The 18,100-nt window shown below is 31.6% G+C and carries 25 protein-coding genes; all 25 read right to left on the bottom strand.

Annotation, left to right across the window (positions count from 1 at the left end):
• Positions 1-197: 197 nt before the first annotated feature.
• On the bottom strand, positions 198-1,280 hold the full coding sequence (locus OA93_RS09330; RefSeq protein ID WP_039112909.1) for a bifunctional 3-deoxy-7-phosphoheptulonate synthase/chorismate mutase type II: 1,083 nt from the start codon (positions 1,278-1,280) through the stop codon (positions 198-200).
• A gap of 5 nt (positions 1,281-1,285) precedes the next feature.
• Positions 1,286-2,143, bottom strand: a complete 858-nt coding sequence (locus OA93_RS09325) for a prephenate dehydrogenase (RefSeq protein ID WP_039112907.1) — start codon at positions 2,141-2,143, stop codon at positions 1,286-1,288.
• Positions 2,144-2,337: 194 nt separating this feature from the next.
• Positions 2,338-3,483, bottom strand: a complete 1,146-nt coding sequence (locus OA93_RS09320) for an aminotransferase class I/II-fold pyridoxal phosphate-dependent enzyme (RefSeq protein WP_039112906.1) — start codon at positions 3,481-3,483, stop codon at positions 2,338-2,340.
• Between the two features lie 118 nt (positions 3,484-3,601).
• The gene (locus OA93_RS09315) at positions 3,602-4,429 is read right to left on the bottom strand and encodes a prephenate dehydratase (RefSeq protein WP_039112905.1); all 828 of its coding nucleotides are present in this window, start codon (positions 4,427-4,429) and stop codon (positions 3,602-3,604) included.
• Between the two features lie 316 nt (positions 4,430-4,745).
• Positions 4,746-5,144, bottom strand: a complete 399-nt coding sequence (locus tag OA93_RS09310; protein ID WP_039112904.1) for a hypothetical protein — start codon at positions 5,142-5,144, stop codon at positions 4,746-4,748.
• Positions 5,145-5,591 carry a type II toxin-antitoxin system antitoxin SocA domain-containing protein gene (locus tag OA93_RS09305; RefSeq protein WP_039112902.1) on the bottom strand — a complete coding sequence of 149 codons (447 nt, stop codon included), beginning with the start codon at positions 5,589-5,591 and terminating at the stop codon, positions 5,145-5,147.
• A 207-nt stretch (positions 5,592-5,798) separates the two neighbouring features.
• Positions 5,799-6,098, bottom strand: a complete 300-nt coding sequence (locus tag OA93_RS09300) for a type II toxin-antitoxin system RelE/ParE family toxin (protein WP_039112901.1) — start codon at positions 6,096-6,098, stop codon at positions 5,799-5,801.
• The gene (locus OA93_RS09295) at positions 6,098-6,304 is read right to left on the bottom strand and encodes an addiction module protein (RefSeq protein ID WP_039112900.1); all 207 of its coding nucleotides are present in this window, start codon (positions 6,302-6,304) and stop codon (positions 6,098-6,100) included. The genes OA93_RS09300 and OA93_RS09295 overlap by 1 nt, the downstream gene beginning before the upstream one ends.
• 190 nt (positions 6,305-6,494) lie before the next feature.
• Positions 6,495-7,469, bottom strand: a complete 975-nt coding sequence (locus tag OA93_RS24080; RefSeq protein WP_052259416.1) for an integrase core domain-containing protein — start codon at positions 7,467-7,469, stop codon at positions 6,495-6,497.
• Positions 7,470-7,795: 326 nt separating this feature from the next.
• Positions 7,796-8,311: a ClbS/DfsB family four-helix bundle protein gene (locus OA93_RS09285; protein ID WP_346425746.1), complete on the bottom strand. Its 516-nt coding sequence runs from the start codon at positions 8,309-8,311 to the stop codon at positions 7,796-7,798.
• Between the two features lie 45 nt (positions 8,312-8,356).
• A complete protein-coding gene (locus OA93_RS09280) occupies positions 8,357-8,608 on the bottom strand; it encodes a hypothetical protein (RefSeq protein ID WP_039112898.1) in 252 nt (83 codons plus the stop codon).
• 76 nt (positions 8,609-8,684) lie between these two features.
• A complete protein-coding gene (locus tag OA93_RS09275; RefSeq protein WP_039112897.1) occupies positions 8,685-9,227 on the bottom strand; it encodes a Crp/Fnr family transcriptional regulator in 543 nt (180 codons plus the stop codon).
• Positions 9,228-9,319: 92 nt separating this feature from the next.
• Positions 9,320-9,646 (bottom strand): DUF2085 domain-containing protein, encoded by a 327-nt coding sequence (locus OA93_RS09270; protein WP_039112896.1) that lies wholly within the window; start codon positions 9,644-9,646, stop codon positions 9,320-9,322.
• On the bottom strand, positions 9,647-9,844 hold the full coding sequence (locus OA93_RS24935; protein WP_123912066.1) for a hypothetical protein: 198 nt from the start codon (positions 9,842-9,844) through the stop codon (positions 9,647-9,649).
• Between the two features lie 15 nt (positions 9,845-9,859).
• A complete protein-coding gene (locus tag OA93_RS09260) occupies positions 9,860-11,359 on the bottom strand; it encodes a serine hydrolase (protein WP_039112895.1) in 1,500 nt (499 codons plus the stop codon).
• Between the two features lie 104 nt (positions 11,360-11,463).
• On the bottom strand, positions 11,464-12,198 hold the full coding sequence (locus tag OA93_RS09255; protein ID WP_039112893.1) for a class I SAM-dependent methyltransferase: 735 nt from the start codon (positions 12,196-12,198) through the stop codon (positions 11,464-11,466).
• A gap of 35 nt (positions 12,199-12,233) precedes the next feature.
• Positions 12,234-12,773, bottom strand: a complete 540-nt coding sequence (locus tag OA93_RS09250) for a GNAT family N-acetyltransferase (protein WP_052259415.1) — start codon at positions 12,771-12,773, stop codon at positions 12,234-12,236.
• Between the two features lie 112 nt (positions 12,774-12,885).
• Positions 12,886-13,344, bottom strand: coding sequence for a hypothetical protein (locus OA93_RS09245; RefSeq protein WP_039112891.1), 459 nt, complete (start codon positions 13,342-13,344; stop codon positions 12,886-12,888).
• A 46-nt stretch (positions 13,345-13,390) separates the two neighbouring features.
• A complete protein-coding gene (locus OA93_RS09240) occupies positions 13,391-13,732 on the bottom strand; it encodes a nuclear transport factor 2 family protein (RefSeq protein ID WP_039112890.1) in 342 nt (113 codons plus the stop codon).
• 39 nt (positions 13,733-13,771) lie between these two features.
• A complete protein-coding gene (locus tag OA93_RS09235; RefSeq protein ID WP_039112889.1) occupies positions 13,772-14,107 on the bottom strand; it encodes a hypothetical protein in 336 nt (111 codons plus the stop codon).
• Positions 14,108-14,213: 106 nt separating this feature from the next.
• Complete coding sequence (locus tag OA93_RS09230) at positions 14,214-14,612, bottom strand: hypothetical protein (protein WP_039112888.1); 399 nt, start codon at positions 14,610-14,612, stop codon at positions 14,214-14,216.
• Between the two features lie 31 nt (positions 14,613-14,643).
• Entirely contained in the window at positions 14,644-15,330 is a 687-nt protein-coding gene (locus tag OA93_RS09225) for an SH3 domain-containing protein (RefSeq protein WP_052259414.1), read from the bottom strand.
• Positions 15,331-15,412: 82 nt separating this feature from the next.
• Positions 15,413-16,090: a carbonic anhydrase gene (locus tag OA93_RS09220; protein WP_039112887.1), complete on the bottom strand. Its 678-nt coding sequence runs from the start codon at positions 16,088-16,090 to the stop codon at positions 15,413-15,415.
• A 110-nt stretch (positions 16,091-16,200) separates the two neighbouring features.
• Positions 16,201-17,103: an arginase family protein gene (locus OA93_RS09215; protein WP_039112886.1), complete on the bottom strand. Its 903-nt coding sequence runs from the start codon at positions 17,101-17,103 to the stop codon at positions 16,201-16,203.
• Positions 17,104-17,664: 561 nt separating this feature from the next.
• Positions 17,665-18,096, bottom strand: a complete 432-nt coding sequence (locus OA93_RS09210; protein WP_039112884.1) for a GNAT family N-acetyltransferase — start codon at positions 18,094-18,096, stop codon at positions 17,665-17,667.
• Positions 18,097-18,100: the final 4 nt, after the last annotated feature.

Raw genomic sequence — 18,100 nt, 5'->3', positions numbered from 1 at the left:
ATGATTGTTTTCGTTAAAAGTTCAAAGTCTATTTTTTTTGTAAATCTCTATAAACAAAAAATCTCCATCTCTTAATTAAAAGTGATGAAGATTCTATTTTCGAGAATTATTAACCATTTAAGCAGTATAAGTACATCTAAGTTTAATTCTTACAAACCCTTATCCGAACTTATACCTCTTATATGATTTAAAACGACTTATGCGTTCAATATTCTTTCTTGGTGACTAATACTTTCCTGGTGAATTGCTTTAAACATTTTAAGAACAAATTCTTCCGACAATCCTTTTTTCTCTCCTTCCAGGATCATTTTACCTAGAATTTCGTTCCAACGATTGTTTTGAAGAATAGCAACGTTTGCATCTTTTTTCACCTGACCAATTTCGTCAGCAACCTTCATACGTTTTCCTAATAAGTCTAATAAATTAGCATCAAGAACGTCGATATTAGCTCTTAATTTAGACATTTTCTGGCTGTATTCGTCAGTCTTATCATCAGTCTTTCTTACTCTCAAATCTTTAAAAATTTGTTTCAAAGCATCTGGTGTAACTTGTTGTGCAGCATCACTCCATGCATTATCAGGATCAGTATGAGTTTCGATAATCATACCATCATAATTTAAATCCAAAGCTTCTTGCGTCACTTCAAGAATCATTTTACGATCTCCAGTAATATGAGATGGATCAATGATTAAAGGTAAATCAGGGAATTTATTTTGTAATTCGATAGCAATCTGCCATTCTGGAATGTTTCTGTATTTAGTTTTTTCGTAAGTCGAAAATCCTCTGTGTATTACACCTAGTTTTTCGATTCCCGCCATATGTAAACGTTCAACACCACCTAACCACAAAGATAAATCTGGGTTAACAGGGTTTTTAATCAAAACGATTTTATCAGTTCCTTTAAGAGTATCTGCAATTTCCTGAACTGCAAATGGATTTGCTGTAGTACGAGCACCAACCCATAAAACATCAATATCATGTTCCAAAGCAAGTTTACAATGAGCAGCAGTCGCAACTTCAGTTCCCATTAATAAACCAGTTTCTTTTTTAGCTTTTTGTAACCATTTCAAACCAATTTCTCCAACACCTTCAAATCCTCCCGGACGCGTTCTTGGTTTCCAGATTCCAGCTCTGAATATACTTACGTCAGAGTCTTTTAATTCATGAGCAATTTTCAATACTTGTTCTTCAGTTTCAGCACTACAAGGTCCTGCAATTACAAGCGGATGAGTTAAATTGAAATCATTTAACCAATTTCTCATTTCTTTCTTGTTTTCCATTTTTTTTATTTTTTTATTGTTATTCCGTTTAAGATTTCTTTTATTTTATTCACGCTTTCCATTTCCTCATAAATGGCATTATAATCATCTGCAGCCAGCAAATCTTTAAACTGGGTAAGATTTGATATATATTCTTCCAGGGTTTCGATTACCTGTTTTTTATTCTGTTTAAAAATCGGAGTCCACATTGCTGGAGAACTTTTTGCTAAACGTACAGTACTTTCAAATCCACTTCCCGCCATATCAAAAATATCCTGTTCGTCTTTCTCCTTATTTATTACCGTTTTACCAAGCATAAACGAGCTTATATGAGACAAATGCGATACATAAGCAATATGTTTATCATGCGATTTTGGCTCCATATATCGTATACGCATTCCAATTGCTGTAAAAAGTTGCAAGGCTTTTTCCTGTAGTTTAAAAGTGGTTTTTTCCACCTCACAAATTATATTCGTTTTCCCTTTAAAAAGACCTTTTATCGCCGCCGAAGGACCAGAGAATTCCGTTCCCGCAATCGGATGAGTTGCTATAAAGTTTCTTCTTCTTGGGTGATTGGCAACCGCTTCACAAATTGGTTTTTTAGTAGAACCTACTTCAAAAACAATCGTGTTTTCGCCAATTACATCCAATACTTTAGGCAAAACAGTAAGCGCAACATCTACAGGAACCGAAACAATTACAAAATCGGCGGTTACCAAATCTTCAAAAGTCGACGCTTTATCGATAACACCCAACGCAATTGCTTCTTGTAAGTGCGCTTCGTTATTATCAATTCCGTAAATAGTAGCCTCCGGATATAATTCTTTGATATCTAAAACCATTGAACCTCCTATTAACCCTATTCCTATTACGTGTATGTTCATTTTTATTTTTTATTTAAAGCTAATCCTGCTGTCCGCTATATCTTTTTCTTTCTAAAGAAGCAAGAAAAAGGATGCCGCTTCCATCAGGGCTAAACTTTTCGTTTTTTCAAGACGTTTGTCATTGCGAGGTACGAAGCAATCATACTAGCAATTGATTCAGCATCAGAGATTGCTTCGTTCCTCGCAATGACAATTTAAAATCTCTCTATTGCCTCTTGTATTTTTTCTTCTTTTACACAAAGAGCAAATCTTATGTATCCTTCGCCATTACTACCAAAAATAGTTCCCGGCGTAATAAAAATATGTTTCTCATATAATATCTGGTCGATAAAATCTTCTGCAGATGCTATACCTTCTGGTAATTTTGCCCAAACAAATAATCCAACTCCCTCAGCATATACTTTGCAACCTAGCTTTTCAGCCAGTTTATTGGTTAATTCACGACGGCGTCTGTAAATTACATTTTGCTCCTCAAACCATGATTTATCACAATTTAATGCAGCAACAGCACCTTTTTGTATTCCGTAGAACATACCGCTGTCCATATTGCTTTTTACTTTCAGAACAGCATCTATAATTTCAGGATTTCCTAAAACCATTCCAACTCTCCAGCCAGCCATGTTAAAGGTCTTACTCAATGAATTAAGCTCTAATGCTACATCCTTTGCTCCTTCTACTTGTAATAAACTCATTGGTTTATCATTCAAAACAAAACTATACGGATTATCATTAATCAATAAAATGTTATGTCTTTTAGCAAAAGCAACCAATTTTTCAAATAACGCTAAACTACCTCTTGCTCCAGTTGGCATGTGCGGATAACCCAACCACATAATCTTTACTTTCTCCAGCTCTAATTTCTCTAAAGCTTCAAAATCTGGTTCCCAGTTATTATCCTCTTTCAAATCATAATAAACAGGAACTGCACCAACCAAATTTGTAACCGAAGTATATGTTGGATATCCTGGATTCGGAATTAAAACATGATCTCCCTCATTTAAGAAAGCCAATGAAATATGCATAATTCCTTCTTTCGAACCCATTAATGGTAAAATCTCATTAACAGGATTTAAAGCAACTCCATAATTATCCTGATAAAAATCGGCCATTCCTTTTCTCAATTCTGGCAACCCCTGATAACTTTGATATTGATGTGCATTTTCATCTTGCATTGCCGAAACTACTGCTTCTACAACTGCTTTAGAAGGGTTTAAATCCGGACTTCCAATTCCCATATTAATGATTGGCTTTCCTTCAGATTGTAATTGTCTTACTTCTCTAAGCTTCGAAGAAAAGTAGTATTCCTCTACGACATCTAATCTTTTTGCTGTTGTTATCATGGTTCTTTTGTTTTTGCTTTAGGCTTTAAACCGTAAGCTTTATACTTTCCTAATTTTATTTTTTTGTCATCCTGAGCGTCCCGAAGGTTTGGAATTTGGAATTTGAAAATTCCGTGTTTTATGGTTTTGTATTCTTATATTCTCCTAAAACTTTAAAATACTCAGCCATTATTTCTGTTAATCTTTTTGCTTTAGCATAATCTTCATAATCCTCAAAAGTTACATCTACAAAAAATGAATATTTCCAAGGTGTCTCAATTTTTGGCAATGATTGAATCTTTGTTAAATTCAGTTTGCAATCGCTCATTACGTTTAAAACTGCTGCCAGACTTCCTCTTTTGTGATTCAGTTCAAATTTAATCGACGCTCTATTGATCTCAGTTGTAGGCAAAAACGAATTCTCTTTCTTGATAATCACAAAACGGGTCATGTTGTTTTTGATTGTCTGAATTTCTGGTGCCAGAATTTCTAAATCATACATTACCGAAGCCGCTTTACTTGCAATTGCTGCAATCCCTTTTAATTGTTTCTCTTGGATTCTTCTTGCTGTTTCGGCAGTATCTTTATCCTCTACCAATTTAATATTTGGATATTTTTTTAGGAAATCCATACATTGTAACAATGCCATTGGGTGCGAATGAACCTCTGTAATATCTTCCACTTTTTGGCCTTTTAATGCCATTAAATTCTGAGATATATTTAAATAATGCTCGCCAATTATGTGCAAATTGTTCTTATCTATCAAGGCATAATTCGGAATAATTGGTCCCGCAATCGAGTTTTCAATCGCCATTACAGCCTGATCTGATTTTCCCGAAAGTACGCTATCAATTAATTCTTCAAATGATAAACATTCGTCAATATCCACGTTTTCAGAGAAATACTCATTCACTACCTGATGATGAAATGAACCTTTAATACCTTGTATTGCAATTTTTGTTGTCATATACTCAAAAAAAAATCCTGATTTGCATCAGGATTGTATATTAGTTTTATTTGTCTTTTAAATTTTCTCAAATAACCATAGCACAATCCTCACTTCTACTAAAGAAGAAATAAAAAGAGTTGCTAAAATAAAAACGGTTGCTTGACATTTTGTTTGTGTTTTTCAATAAATTCTCTGCGAATGTATAAATTATTTTTACTGCACCAAAAAAAATAATACATTTTATGAAACAAAAAAGGATTTCTTAACAAATAAGCTCAATTTTGTAAGATATTTAAATAAATCAGCTTTAAAATGCGATTTAACCAATTGCTAATTAGTGATTATAGATGTCTCCAAACTTCTCTTCCAAGAATATTATATGAAAAACGTTTTGTTTTCTTAAACCCAGAAAAGGTCGATTATCCCCATTTGCTCTAAAAACAATTAAATCCGTTACATCTGGTGAAACAAATTTAGGTAAATCTGGTTTTATTTGTGCTACAGGTATTTTTTCAGTTCCAAAGCCATGTTTTTGAGCCACATTTATCTGACCCCAGGACAAATTAGATAGTTTCTTTAACCTCTCCACAAAGTCCGCATAAAACTTATAATCTTTATTTGGCTCCGTCTGCAAATACTTGAAGCAAAAAATCGGATAGTTTAATTCGGTATTATTTTGAGTAGGAACCGTAATTTTACTTTCCTTAATATCTCTCTTTTTAATTTTACCCATCTACTCGATGATTTGAGTTTTAAAATACTCTCTCAACAAGTCATAAGAGATTTCTCCTTGAGGATTTTCATGAAAAATTTTCTTCCATGGTAACTCTGCATGTGTCATTTCCATCAACTTTATAGCAGAAAATTGTCCAAATTCCGTCATTACTTCCTTAAACAATTCATTTTCTTCCTCAGTCAATTCAATAATTTGTACATCTTCGTTTAGCGTTATGGCACCCGAACCAAAATCTTTAAAATGGTCAAACATATCCCTCACTACAGGACCATATTGCCAAGCTTCAAATTCTTCTTCAAATAATTTCTTATCATATACAGCAATAAAAAAACCTTGCATATAATACAGTATTTTTTGCAGTTTTAAGTTAGAAATAATCTCTCCTTGACTAGCGTCTGTGTGTGCAATAATTTTATGTGCAATTTCTAAAACCGGATAACTCATTACTATTGTTTTTTTACAAATTTAATCAATTCTTTTCATCCATTTATGGAGCATTATTATTTCATAAATTTTACCTACAAAAGGATTTCCCATAAAAAAACCATCTTAATGATGGCTTTCTTTATTAATTTACTACAGACAACTTCTGCACATTCACTATTGCATTGTGAAATTTTCATGACACTTAATTGCAAAGAAAATGAGATTTTATAACCTTAGTCTTTTAGACCAGTTTTTAGGAGAACGCGATGTGTGAAATACTCCTATAACAACAATTTCATCTTTCTCAAATCGATAATGAATCCCATAAGGGAATCTTGAAATAAATCTGATTTTTACATTTTTATATTTCTTTTGAAAAGCATTCGGGTTTCTTGAGATTTCATCAAGTCCCGCTTCCAGACAAAGCTCAAAATCATACGAAAGCCCTATTCTTTGTTCTTCATACCAAATAACAACATCTTCAACATCAAATAACGCTTCTTTAATAAACCTAATCCTACGCATTATCTAATCGATCTTAAATGAGCCTTAACCTCATTCCAAGTATATAACTCAGTTTTCCCCTCTTCTAAATTCTGAATACGAATATCTAATTCCCTCTTCACATCATCAGAAACTTCTAAATTCTCTTTAGAAACACTATCCCATAGTTGTTCAGCCAAAACAATTTTTTCTGCATCACTATATTTAGATAAATTTTTAATTTCCATCTTTTCAGTATTACTAATATTATCAATGTTACAAATTTAATCAAAATTACGATGCATTGGGTTTAAGAAAAATACGAATTTTTTTCGCCACGAATTCACAAATTAGCACAAATTCATTCTGGCTTTGAATATCATTTTCTCAAACTAAAAGGAATGTTTTACTCCATCTTGTCATTTCTGTAAAGGTTACTTATTTCGGTAACGGATTAATCATTTCGATTGGTTTTTTTCCGTCAATTCCTTGATGTGGTCTTTCATGATTATAATAATATAAATATTGTAATAATTCTTCTTTTAATTCTTCTTGTGTATCGAAATCTGTATCTCTTAATAAATCATCTTCTAGAGTCCTCCAGAAACGTTCTACTTTACCATTGGTTTGCGGTCTGTATGGTTTTGTATATCTGTGGATAATTCCTAATTCCATTAGCATTCTCTCAAAAGGATGATTACTTTTTACTTTACTTGTTTTAGGGCCAAATTCAGCTCCGTTATCAGATAATATCTCTTCAAATTTTATTTCATAATGATCACTTAGAATGTTTAAGCATTTTAATGCAGCAAACATAACAGTTAAACTGGTGATATCAGAAACTAATTCAGCCCAGGCAATTCGGCTGTAATCATCAATTACACAGACTAAATAAAGCTTTTTGCTTTCTCCTTTAATGACACTTTTACTTAAATAATGGCAATCAATATGACCAAGTTGTCCCATTCTTTCCTTGATTATTTTTTGATGATTCTTTTTAATCTTCGGAGTTAATCTATTTATTTTATTTCGTTTTAAGATGTTATAAACTCCTGAATAGGAAGGTGTATGCTTTCCTAATTTGGGTCTTAAGATACTAACAATTTCATATTTATTGTTTCCTTTTTCTCTTAATTCAATTACTTTTTGTTCGATAAAAGGTAAAGGACGTCTGGTTTTGTAACGTGGCCCTCGCTTTTGGGGTAGTAAATCTATAGATTTCCCACTTTGTTTATAGCGATTATAATACTTTAAAAAACTCTTTCGACAAGTGTCATTTGCCGTATAAAAATCCATTGCTTTTTTATGCAAAGGATGAGTTTTGTTTTTCACCTGTTCATATTCTTTTATTAAAAAACGATACTTTTCTAAATAGTTTCGCTCTAAAGTGGAATCTTGACTATTATTTCTCATCGTAACAAAATTTATTAAAGTTAAATTTTGTTACCGAAATATCTAACATTTACAATTTCGACGAAGGAGAAATCTCCGTAAGTAACTCTGCAGCGGGAATCCAATCTTTGTCGAGCTTCTCGAGGAGATTTCTCCTTCGTCGAAAAGACAAACCTTTGCGCTTTTGCATCTTTGCGTGAGATTTATACACGTACAGTATTGCAACTGTTTTTTCTTAACTTAATGACATTGCGCTCGCGTTAGCAATGGGAGAAGGTTTTATTTATTTTTATCATAGCACACGGTTTCAACTGTGTGATACGGATTGGGATGATGCATTGCGCTCTTTATTTCAGGTTATTTTCTTTTTTCCATTTTCTTATTCGTGCTCGGGCATTTTTATATGGTGATGAGGTATTAAATTGTATCATTCTTCCCATTGTCCATTTTTCATACCATGCTTGCTCATAAAGAGTTTCATTGTTGTGGCTTTCTATCAGGATTTGTAACTGAGTTACTGTTGCATCTAGTTTTTCTTGTAATGTGATAAAATCTAAATCTTGATAATCGGCATAGAACTTCTGTGCAAGTTTGCCTAACTCGTTCCATTTATAGCCTGTTTCTGGAAAATCTACAGCTTCGTTATTATTCTTTTTATGATGCCATTTTAGGACTAATTCTCCCCAACCTATTAGGTATGAAACTAAATTATTCACGCTCATCATGGTGTTTTTAGAATGTCCTTCGAGTGTTTCCTTTGCAGTAAGTTCAACAGGAATTGTTTTTAAATCCTCTCGAAGTTTTACATATGTTATTTCAATCTCTTTTAAAAGTTCGGTTTTATTTTGAGGTACAGCCATTATTTTTTTAGATAACAAAATACCTCAATTATAAAGAAGAGGTATTCTTTAATTTAGTTCAATTATTTCTTTTAATCTCGAGGATTTTAATTCAAATATATCAAATAAGCCAATTTTTTTCAACAAATGTGCTTGCACTTTTATATCTTGAATTGCTGTTTTGTATTCTTCTGAATTTTGATTGTTTTGATTAATAATTTTGCAATTTTCCATAAATGCACCTATGGAACCTTTGCGGATTTCTTGTCCTTGTATCGTTACAAAATTTTCGTTTTCTTTTAAAATGTCTTCTGGTTTCATTGTTTTATTTTTAAATGTGAATGACAAAATTCTTCATTTAAAAATAGTCCAACGATAACAATTGTTAATTAATGTATTAACGCCTATTCCTAATTCTGCTTAGCGATACTGCCGATATTCCTAGATAAGAGGCAATATAATGTTGTGGAATGCGCTGTAAAATTTCAGGATTGGTTTTTAATAATTCCTTATACCGTTGTTCGGGTTTGTCTGCAATTCGGGAAAGAAAAAGTTTCACATAGTTGCCGAGACGTTTGTAAATATAATTTTCAAAATCTTTTTTTGTACTCGGGTTGCTATCGAGGACTTCTTGAAAATCACTTCTTTTTATAGTATGAATTATGCTATCTTCGATGGTTTCGATGCTATATAAACTGGGTTGTCCTGTCCAAAAACTTTCAAATGAGGAAACCATTTGTCCTTCAAAGAAAAACTGAAAGGTGATTTCTTTTCCGTTGCTATTGAACCAAACTCGTAGACATCCTTTTTCTACATAAAACATTTTTTTAGAAATTTCTCCTTCGCTCAGTAATACCGTTTTTGATTTTAATTTCTCAGAGTAAAAAAAATCTTTCGAAGCTTCCCAAAAGGATTCATTGTGATTTAAATGGTTCAACATAGTTTTTGTTTTTATAGCTAAAAAAATAGTGATGCTTAGGTCAATGATAAGATTGAAATTATCAATAAAGATAAGCAAAGGAGCTGTTTTTTCTAAATCATTTTTAGTATAAAATCAACCGTTTTCCAAATGATTATACCCATCGAAAAGCCTCCTATTGTACCTGTCAAAAGTCTCATAAAGTTGCTATGGTATTTGTGTAATGAATTTTGGGAATACCAATCTGCAAGCATTAATGCTAAACCAATTATCGAAAAGTAAAAAGGAGGGAGGAAATAAAAAAAGTAACAAATAGCACAAAAAATATGTCCGATGCTTGCACCCAAACATCTTGCACAAAAAGGCATGTGCTTGTCATTAATTTTATAACACCTCTCGGGGATTCCGTGACAACCTAAAGTAAAATCATCTAGTTTCATTTACCAGGTACGTTTACAATTTAAACAAGTCATTCTAACTTTATTCGATTTATGAGTGCCACATAAGAGCCCTAAAGGTCCAGCCAGAATTGCTCCGCAACACGCTTTTTTTCCGCTAAAGCCTTTTTTATCTACATATATTTGGGTCGAATGACATTTTGGACATCTAATTTGGTTGTCTTGATTGATAGTGTTCATGGTTTTAGTTTCGGGTTAATTTTTGGTTTCAATTTCGAATATTTTTCTTCCGTTATCTCCTAAATAATGGAAAAGTAGTTTTTCATATACTTTATAACCATCATCGACATTGGTAAAAATTAGTATTCCTTGTTTTGTTTTTGGGAGAATAAAAAAGATTGTTTGTACTCCTTGGTCTGCACCACCATGAGACAATGCTATTTCTCCATTTCCTAAATCGTAGATAACCAATCCTAAACCATAATACTCTTTGGCTTTCATTTCTATTTGATTAGTTTTCATTTCATCAAAAACTTTTTTAGATAATCCGTCACCATTCATAACACTAATCAAAAATTTCCCATAATCTTCGATAGTTGTTAATACATCATCGGCAGCATTTGCAGTTTTTCTCTTCTCTGTTTCGTATGCATTTCCTTTCGGATCATATCCAATTGCAAAGCGGGATTCGTCAGTTTTTTTGTCCCAGATATAATTGGTATCGTTCATTTGCAACGGAGTAAATAGTAGTTCTTTTGCTAATTGATCCAGGGTTTTATTAAACTTTTTTTCTAATGCTTTTCTAAGATATTCAAACCCTTCACCAGAGTATTGGTATTTTGTTCCCGGCTCAGACTCAAAGTGTAGTTTTTTATCAGGACTGTTCCAGCGCCAATTAGGAAAACCAGTTTGATGACTTAAAACTTGTCTTGTTGTAATTTTTTTTGTTTTGGGATCATTTGCAATATCAGGATCAATCCAATATTTATAAAGAGGTTCATCCAGATCCCATTTGCCTAAACTAACCAATTTTAGGGTTACCATCGCAGTGATTGGTTTGGTAAGTGATGCAACATTAAAAATGGTATTGTATGGTGCTGTGACTCCTTTTTTTAGTTCGCCAAAAACTTTAATCTGTTGTAGTTTGCCATCATTGATGATTCCTAATCCAAGAGTTGGAACATTGTTTTCTTTAAGCCATTTTTCAATTTCGGTATCATTGTCAAAAATAGCAGTTTTATTAGCAGTAGTTGTAGTATTATCATGATCGTAACTAAGAGCGCGAGCTAGTCTCCAAGTATCTTTTTGTAGCAGCCATAAATGGGTAAATCGAGCGCTACTTCCCGGAGTTTCTTTTTTGTCAGAAGTTATTCTGTAAAATTTATGGATTCCGATTTGTATTGCTCCATAGAGTACTTTGTCTTTATAAAGTGGGTAAATCTCGGTACTTCCTGCAATTAAATCTCTTCTTAACTGATATGTCTTAGTAGAAGCACATAATCCGTTGCGAAGGTTATAAATGAATTTCTTTTTATTAGATATACTGTCTTCGTCATGAAAAAACTCAAAATCTTCGGTTAATAAAGTTTCAAATTGATTGATGTCGCAAGTATTAAAACCAACTTTAAAGAGCAAGCTGTCTCTGGAAATGATGGTTTTGTATAAATCGGAGTTTTTATCAACCTGAGCTGATAATGAGAGCGATGCTAGAAAGAATAGCAGTAATAAATAACGGTTGATTGTTTTGATTGTCATGATTGATGATTTTTTTATATGACGTAATATGAATTTTTTTGTTACAAAAAATCATAATGTCTATATTCTACTATCCAGACAATTACTTGGTTTAAGTATCAAGTTTAATTTTTAACTGCTGATATCAATATAAAAATTGGTCTTCTGGCTTCGTCAATCATTTCAGGATATTTCTCTACTATTTCTTCAGAAGGTTTAGGTTCGGATATTTGTTTAATTGTAAAGTTAGCATTGATTAATGTGTTTACAATAGTTTCAAAAGTTCGATGGTATTTAATTACTTCGTGACCTAAAAATTGTGTGTGTCTTATGCCTTCATCCTGATAATTATCTATTGGCCAGTGCAAGCGATATCCTGTTGAGTCGGTAAACCAATCTTGTTCTGGTCGAGAGGTAAATGCAGGATGTTCCATTGAAAAAATAAAGTTTCCGCCTTTTTTTATATACGTATTGATTTTATCAAAAATGTCTTTTAGATTTTTTACATAATGAAATGCTAGTGAACTAATCACAACATCAAATTCTTCGGGTTTAAAATCGATATCTTCAATTGCCATTTGTCTGTAATCTATAACTAAGTCTTTCGAATTCTCTTTGGCTTTTTTAATCATTTTTTGGGACAAATCGATACCAACAACCTTTTTTGCGCCTTGTTCTTTGGCATAAATACAATGCCATCCATATCCACATCCTAGATCAAGAACATTTTTATCTTTAAATTCAGGAAACATTTTGCGTAAAATATACCATTCGCCAGCAGCATTTAATCCTTCGGCAGAACGAGGCATTTTGCTATAATTATCAAAAAAGGATTCGTCGTCGTATTTATTTTGTTTCATGTGTGGCATTTTTTTTTTGTAGCTAAGGTTTTTGTTTATACTTTTCTCAATGTATAAGTTACCAAATTCTCTATATTTAGATGGGTATTATTATAAGGTTTGTCTTCGTATTGAAAATTAAGCTTCTTTAAAATGGAGACCGAATTAACATTGTTAGAAGAAGGAAAAGCGGTTATTATAGCAGAGTTTATTTCTTCAAAAGCATGTTTTACAACTTCTTTTAATGCTTCTGTCATAAAACCTTTTCCTTGGTATTGCGATAACATTTCGTAACCAATTTCGACAATTTTGTTCTCAATGTCAAAATTCCAAAGACAAACAGAACCTATTAAATCATTGCTTTCTTTTGTTGTGATTACCCAATATATGCATTCGTTTTTGGCAACCAGATTATCCATTCTGATTATATATGCTTTTGCTTTTTCTAAACTAGAGGAATTATCTCTGCCTACAAATGCGTTTACAATTGGATCAGAATGCAATTTATGGATGAGTTCGAAATCTTGATTTTCGAGATTTCTCAAAACTAATCTTTGAGTTTCGAGTTTTGGAAATTCAGTAAAATCTAATTTCATAATATTTGGGTTTTAAAAAGGTGTTGCCTTATTAAACGAAATTATGAAAATAAATTAATAATCATCCTATACTTTGATTTTGTGATTATTGTATGCAAATAAGAGGAACTATTTATATTTTTCTATATCCAATTTTATGAATATGTTTTAATAATTTTTTCTGCTCAAGATCTTCAAATAAATCTAACATATCTTTAAAAGGGCTTTCAAAATGTTTGGTAAGATGTGTAAGATGTTTGGTTGTTTTAAGAAAATTATAGAAAAAATAAGGATCCAGATTTGCAATATGCTCTTTATTACCAAGAGAAACTTCCAGGGTTTGTCCAGTTATTTTATTTTCAAACATGCAATGTTCTCCATGAACATCATAAAGCCAATTATCAGATAATATTTCTTCTTCGTTTATAAAATCGGCATTTTCAATTTCGAAATAATCACCTTTTTTTATTGCTTCAATTTCAGGTTGCTTTGTTTCAGAGATAACTTTATTAATTAATTGCTCTGCTATAGTTTCAAATTCATCTATAGCATTTAGCACCTCAATTATTATTTCATTCTGCAATGTTTTCATCGTTAATTTTGTGAATGGTGTTTATTGTTTTGAAAATTTATAAGATCTATTTTCTTATCAAATCCATTCGTGTTATTTTATGATTATTTACTTCAAAAATAACTACTTGTTCCGTTTTTTCATCGCTTCCATTTCGTCCACATACGTATTCGTGAACAATTACTTTATTATCAAAATTTATAGTTTTAATTATCTCAGCGTAAAGATTTGGGGAATTATCGAATAATGTAATAAACATTTTTTCACACTCATTTATGCCATCAATAGTTATGGTATTATCAGCGTGATTAAAAACTTTAATTTCATCACTATATAAGGGCATCATTTTTTTGATGTCTCTATTGTTGAAAGCCAACATTTGATCATCAATAATTTGGTTTATTGTCATTTTTTGGGGTATGCTTAATTGTTTTTTTTAATCTATACTTTATTTATGGGGGATTTCGGCTCCACACCAAGTACTAACATTTAATGGATTAAAGTTTGGACAGCTTTTCATATCTTCTTTGGATATCGTAATAATATCTTCGGCTTTTAAACCAGCATTGTAATAATAGTTATTATAATCTTCGCCATATACCCAAATATCACTAGTAGGGCTTTGCATGGTGGTAGCATTAAAAATAAGTAAGTTTGATTCTTTTGGTAAGTGGTAATTCTTATCAGAAATATATCCCCATGCGTTCATAAGAAAAGAAGAAACGAACAATACATAAAACATGATAAACAATAAACTCCAAATTAAATATTTTTTATATTTCATAGCGGTAATTTTTTATTTAAAAATTAAAACAGGAGTTAATACTATTCGTAATTGTTTTACAACTAAAAGTAATAATTAAAAGTAAGAATTATAATGTTTTTTTAAATTATTCATAGCGAATAATCATTTTGTACTTTTTTTGATTTGGATTTTTTATAATATAGATTACCTTGTTTATCGAGGTCGTAGCGCAGATTTCATCAGATACTAATCTATGAATTAAGTAAATAGTATCATTCTTTATCTCTATATCTCCCACATAGGTTCCGCAAGCATTTACGTCAATATATTTTGTTACATAAATAACATCATCCAGATACTGCGCTTTAATAGGTGAGTCCATTTTAGGTTGTAGTTTATACCATTCATCATCGCCTAAGTCTGCCATGAAATGAGAATTAAAGTATATCAGGTTTTTATTCTTTTTACTATCTTCTTCCTTGGTTTCTGCTCTATTTTGACACGAAATAATGAGAGGGATTAGTATATAAAATAAGTATTTCATGGACTTTTAATTTTATAATGCTCTATGATTTTTAGAAAGGACGGGCTTCAGCTCTGGTTTTGAATTTCTTTTTCTCGATTACCCATAATATCACGTAGCTACCAGCGCCATCACTATTGGAAGATTGTATATACAATATGTCATTTACAGAATCGTAGTTGACCATAGTTTGTTCCAGATTAGGTTCAAATGCATTTTTTAAAGCATTTTCGGGTACGTTTATTAAAATTTTATCAACTTCTATTTCAATTGATTTGTACTTCCTTTTAGGGATATTTCCATCAGTTCCAAATATAACCTGATCATCAATAGTTTCTAATAAAGTTGGACTTTCACTATTATATTTTAGTTTGTGGTTTTTTGGGCTAAATGCAATTTCGGTGATTGCTACCTTAACATTGTTGTTTTCGAGTTTTATAACTCCATTTTTATTTTCTCTAACTGGTATTTTTGTGAAGTTTGTTAAATCGATTATTCGGTCTTTATAGACATATCCGTTTAAGTTTTCTTTACCTTTTTTGTAGTCAATATTAACCCAGTTACCATCTGGTTCATAATTATAAACGATTGCTCCATTATCTAATTTGTCAATTATTTTGTTCGATTTTCCTGCAGAATTTCTAACATTAACATAACCATCAGGGTCATTTATAATTCCGAATTGAGAGAAACAAATATTAAAGGCTAGAAGCAGAAGAATACTGGTTAATTTTTTCATGGTTTCTTTATAATTAAGCTTTGATAAAGAAACAAATATATAAGTTTTTTATTACTTTTTGCAAGTATATTTCTATGTATTGCTACAATTGTATTATTTTTCCCGTATGAACATCATATTGCATAGATACAACTTGTGTTTTGTGTTCTTTAATGATTTTATTTTCCTGGATAAGTCTTGTCGAATGCTTAATGTTGGCATTAATTGCTCCCAGATAATTAGTTGCTTTAGGAGTTATTTTATCAGCTTCTATTTCTTCATTTTCTTTTGCTATCATTTCTACGATATCATCTATATGGTTAAAGTGTTTTTTATATTCACCATCTTTATCGTTAATGTATGCTTTTATGGCGCCACATTCTGTATGCCCCAAAACGACAATTAATTTTGTATCCAAGTGTTCTACGGCATATTCTATACTTCCCATATCAATATCAGAAATTAGATTGCCAGCATTTCTAATCACAAATAAATCGCCAATGCCTTGATCAAATACAATTTCGGGGGAAACTCTACTATCAGAACAGGTTATGATAACAGCAAATGGTTTTTGTCCATCCTGATTTTCAAGAACAGATTTTTTGTTTTGGTGTGGATGAATTGATTTCTCATTCAAAAATCTTTGATTTCCTGTTGTTAATTTTTCAAGAGGAGCCAAATTACGATCTGTATTTGTAGTTACAGTTTTTGGATTGTCATTGTTTTTACAGCTTACTAAAGAAAGTACTGCAACTACTAAAGTTAAAATACTTGTTTTCATTATTTTTGTTTTTAATTGTTAAAAATAGAAGCAATTAGTTAGAAAACTATTTGAGTCAGAATATAACTACAAAAATATAATTTTTATTTTAAATATGATTATCTTAGGAATTATTTGGACCATGTAGAATTAAAAGTCGCAGCAAGATTATCTACAAAAGCTGCCGTATATTCTCCAGTAGTATCTAAATCGGGATCTAGGATTGTTATCTCAAATCCAGTAAGTTTTTTGCTTTGGAATAGGAGGGAAGTAAGTTCGTTAAATTCCTGATACGCTAAACCATCAGGTGTTCGGCTATCTACGCAAGGCATTATCAAATCATTTAAAACATCAACATCGATATGGAGCCAAAATCCATCTAGATTTTTATTTTCAATTTCTAAAAGAAACGATTGAATGCAATTTGTAATACCTCGTTTTCTTAATAAATCCAGGCTAATATATGTGGCGTTCGATTTACGAATTTCATTTTCATATTCGTCATCGTATTCACGATTACCCACACACCAAAGGTTTTCTTCTTTTATATAAGGAGATAGATTTAAGATATTGGTTAACTTTTTATGTCCGTTGCCAGTTACTATAGATGCAGCCATACCGCCAACACCACCAGTTTCCGACAAAGAAATATCTATAAAATCGGTATGTCCGTCTAGGTAAAACAAACCATAATTCCCGTTTTGTTTTAAGGCAATTGCTGCGCCCAAAAGAATGCTACAATCTCCACCAATTACATATGGAAATTTATCTGTTGTGATTAGGTTATGTATTAATTTAGCTTGTTTTATCGCATAATCTGCTAAAGAATTTGCGTTGAGAATTTTAGTTTCTGAATCTTTTTTGTTGCTGTATGCAGGAGAATCAAGCCTGAGAATCCTTTCTGGATTTATTAAGTTATGCAAATTATGTTTCTTTAACCAATCTGGTAAAAGTTTTACGCCAGGTTCTTTTCCTGGTTGAGGTTCTTTTAAACCCAAATTTGATGGAAACTCAACGATACATATCTTTTTCATGAAGTTTGTTTTAAGATGAAGATTTGAAAAAAAACTTAACACATATTCCCGCAGCCAATGTCATTAAGTTAGGCCTTTTTGAGCTAATTATGGTTAATTATATTCTCAACAAAGATTGTCTATAAGGGAACGCGGATGATGCGGATTCGCTATAGCGAAAACACGGATTAAACACGGATTTTCTCCCGTTCCGACGCTTCGGACAATGTCATTAAGGTTAAGAGATTTTAGATTTAGTGTTTGTAAATAATAAGACTGTCGATTTTTCTGAGGTTTCATACATCTGAAATCAATCCCGACGCTTCGGGACGTTAGTCAAAAATCTTAAATATTTTTATCATTTTTCTCTTAACCTTTAGATTTGCATTAAGTTTTTAAAGCAAAATAGAATTAATTATTTTCTCGCAAAGTCGCAAAAGCGCAAAGATTTTAGGTGTAAACTTGGCGGCTTGGCGACTTTGCGAGAGATTTATTCGGCACAGTATTACAGTTTTTTTTCTTAACCTTAATGACATTGTGCTTCGGGATTGAGACTATGTGTTAAAATTAATTATAATCATATTATTCTGGATTCTTTACTAACTCAAATAGAATAAAAGTTCCTTGCTTAGATTCTCCTTTTCCTTTCTCGATGAAGCCTTTTCTTTTATAAAAATTTACTGCTTGGATGTTATTTTCTAGACATTTTAAAGTAACGGGAAAATTAGTTTTCCTGAGAGCGGCTTTTAGCAACTGAGTTCCTATACCTTTGCCATGATATTTTTTATCTACATATAAATGGTGAATAAAGTTATCGGGCAGCCAAATAGAAATAAATCCAATTGTAATATCATCGAGAATAGCAACCAGAATATATTCACCTTCGGTTTCGGTATCAAAATCATACAAATGAAATGTAGCTGAATCTATCCACGAAAATGTTGTTTGTCTTTCTTCTAAGAATATCTTCCTTAGAGAATCTAGGTTACTTTTTCTAATTTCTACAATTTCCATCTAC

The organism is Flavobacterium sp. KMS, assembly GCF_000813005.1.
Lineage (GTDB): Bacteria > Bacteroidota > Bacteroidia > Flavobacteriales > Flavobacteriaceae > Flavobacterium.
The sequence above is the reverse complement of the archived record's forward strand: the minus strand, read 5'-3'. Positions and strand labels throughout refer to the sequence as shown.

What these genes read in the sequence shown, in the direction of transcription:
- OA93_RS09240 (WP_039112890.1), bottom strand. Translation starts at nt 13,732, where the DNA reads ATGACAATAAACCAAATTATTGATGATCAAATGTTGGCTTTCAACAAT.
- OA93_RS09305 (WP_039112902.1), bottom strand. Translation starts at nt 5,591, where the DNA reads ATGAGTTATCCGGTTTTAGAAATTGCACATAAAATTATTGCACACACA.
- OA93_RS09210 (WP_039112884.1), bottom strand. Translation starts at nt 18,096, where the DNA reads ATGGAAATTGTAGAAATTAGAAAAAGTAACCTAGATTCTCTAAGGAAG.
- OA93_RS09280 (WP_039112898.1), bottom strand. Translation starts at nt 8,608, where the DNA reads ATGAAACCAGAAGACATTTTAAAAGAAAACGAAAATTTTGTAACGATA.
- OA93_RS09255 (WP_039112893.1), bottom strand. Translation starts at nt 12,198, where the DNA reads ATGAAACAAAATAAATACGACGACGAATCCTTTTTTGATAATTATAGC.
- OA93_RS09325 (WP_039112907.1), bottom strand. Translation starts at nt 2,143, where the DNA reads ATGAACATACACGTAATAGGAATAGGGTTAATAGGAGGTTCAATGGTT.
- OA93_RS09295 (WP_039112900.1), bottom strand. Translation starts at nt 6,304, where the DNA reads ATGGAAATTAAAAATTTATCTAAATATAGTGATGCAGAAAAAATTGTT.
- OA93_RS24080 (WP_052259416.1), bottom strand. Translation starts at nt 7,469, where the DNA reads ATGAGAAATAATAGTCAAGATTCCACTTTAGAGCGAAACTATTTAGAA.
- OA93_RS24935 (WP_123912066.1), bottom strand. Translation starts at nt 9,844, where the DNA reads ATGAACACTATCAATCAAGACAACCAAATTAGATGTCCAAAATGTCAT.
- OA93_RS09225 (WP_052259414.1), bottom strand. Translation starts at nt 15,330, where the DNA reads ATGAAAAAATTAACCAGTATTCTTCTGCTTCTAGCCTTTAATATTTGT.
- OA93_RS09315 (WP_039112905.1), bottom strand. Translation starts at nt 4,429, where the DNA reads ATGACAACAAAAATTGCAATACAAGGTATTAAAGGTTCATTTCATCAT.
- OA93_RS09320 (WP_039112906.1), bottom strand. Translation starts at nt 3,483, where the DNA reads ATGATAACAACAGCAAAAAGATTAGATGTCGTAGAGGAATACTACTTT.
- OA93_RS09310 (WP_039112904.1), bottom strand. Translation starts at nt 5,144, where the DNA reads ATGGGTAAAATTAAAAAGAGAGATATTAAGGAAAGTAAAATTACGGTT.
- OA93_RS09220 (WP_039112887.1), bottom strand. Translation starts at nt 16,090, where the DNA reads ATGAAAACAAGTATTTTAACTTTAGTAGTTGCAGTACTTTCTTTAGTA.
- OA93_RS09215 (WP_039112886.1), bottom strand. Translation starts at nt 17,103, where the DNA reads ATGAAAAAGATATGTATCGTTGAGTTTCCATCAAATTTGGGTTTAAAA.
- OA93_RS09230 (WP_039112888.1), bottom strand. Translation starts at nt 14,612, where the DNA reads ATGAAATACTTATTTTATATACTAATCCCTCTCATTATTTCGTGTCAA.
- OA93_RS09275 (WP_039112897.1), bottom strand. Translation starts at nt 9,227, where the DNA reads ATGTTGAACCATTTAAATCACAATGAATCCTTTTGGGAAGCTTCGAAA.
- OA93_RS09300 (WP_039112901.1), bottom strand. Translation starts at nt 6,098, where the DNA reads ATGCGTAGGATTAGGTTTATTAAAGAAGCGTTATTTGATGTTGAAGAT.
- OA93_RS09260 (WP_039112895.1), bottom strand. Translation starts at nt 11,359, where the DNA reads ATGACAATCAAAACAATCAACCGTTATTTATTACTGCTATTCTTTCTA.
- OA93_RS09250 (WP_052259415.1), bottom strand. Translation starts at nt 12,773, where the DNA reads ATGAAATTAGATTTTACTGAATTTCCAAAACTCGAAACTCAAAGATTA.
- OA93_RS09235 (WP_039112889.1), bottom strand. Translation starts at nt 14,107, where the DNA reads ATGAAATATAAAAAATATTTAATTTGGAGTTTATTGTTTATCATGTTT.
- OA93_RS09245 (WP_039112891.1), bottom strand. Translation starts at nt 13,344, where the DNA reads ATGAAAACATTGCAGAATGAAATAATAATTGAGGTGCTAAATGCTATA.
- OA93_RS09270 (WP_039112896.1), bottom strand. Translation starts at nt 9,646, where the DNA reads ATGAAACTAGATGATTTTACTTTAGGTTGTCACGGAATCCCCGAGAGG.
- OA93_RS09330 (WP_039112909.1), bottom strand. Translation starts at nt 1,280, where the DNA reads ATGGAAAACAAGAAAGAAATGAGAAATTGGTTAAATGATTTCAATTTA.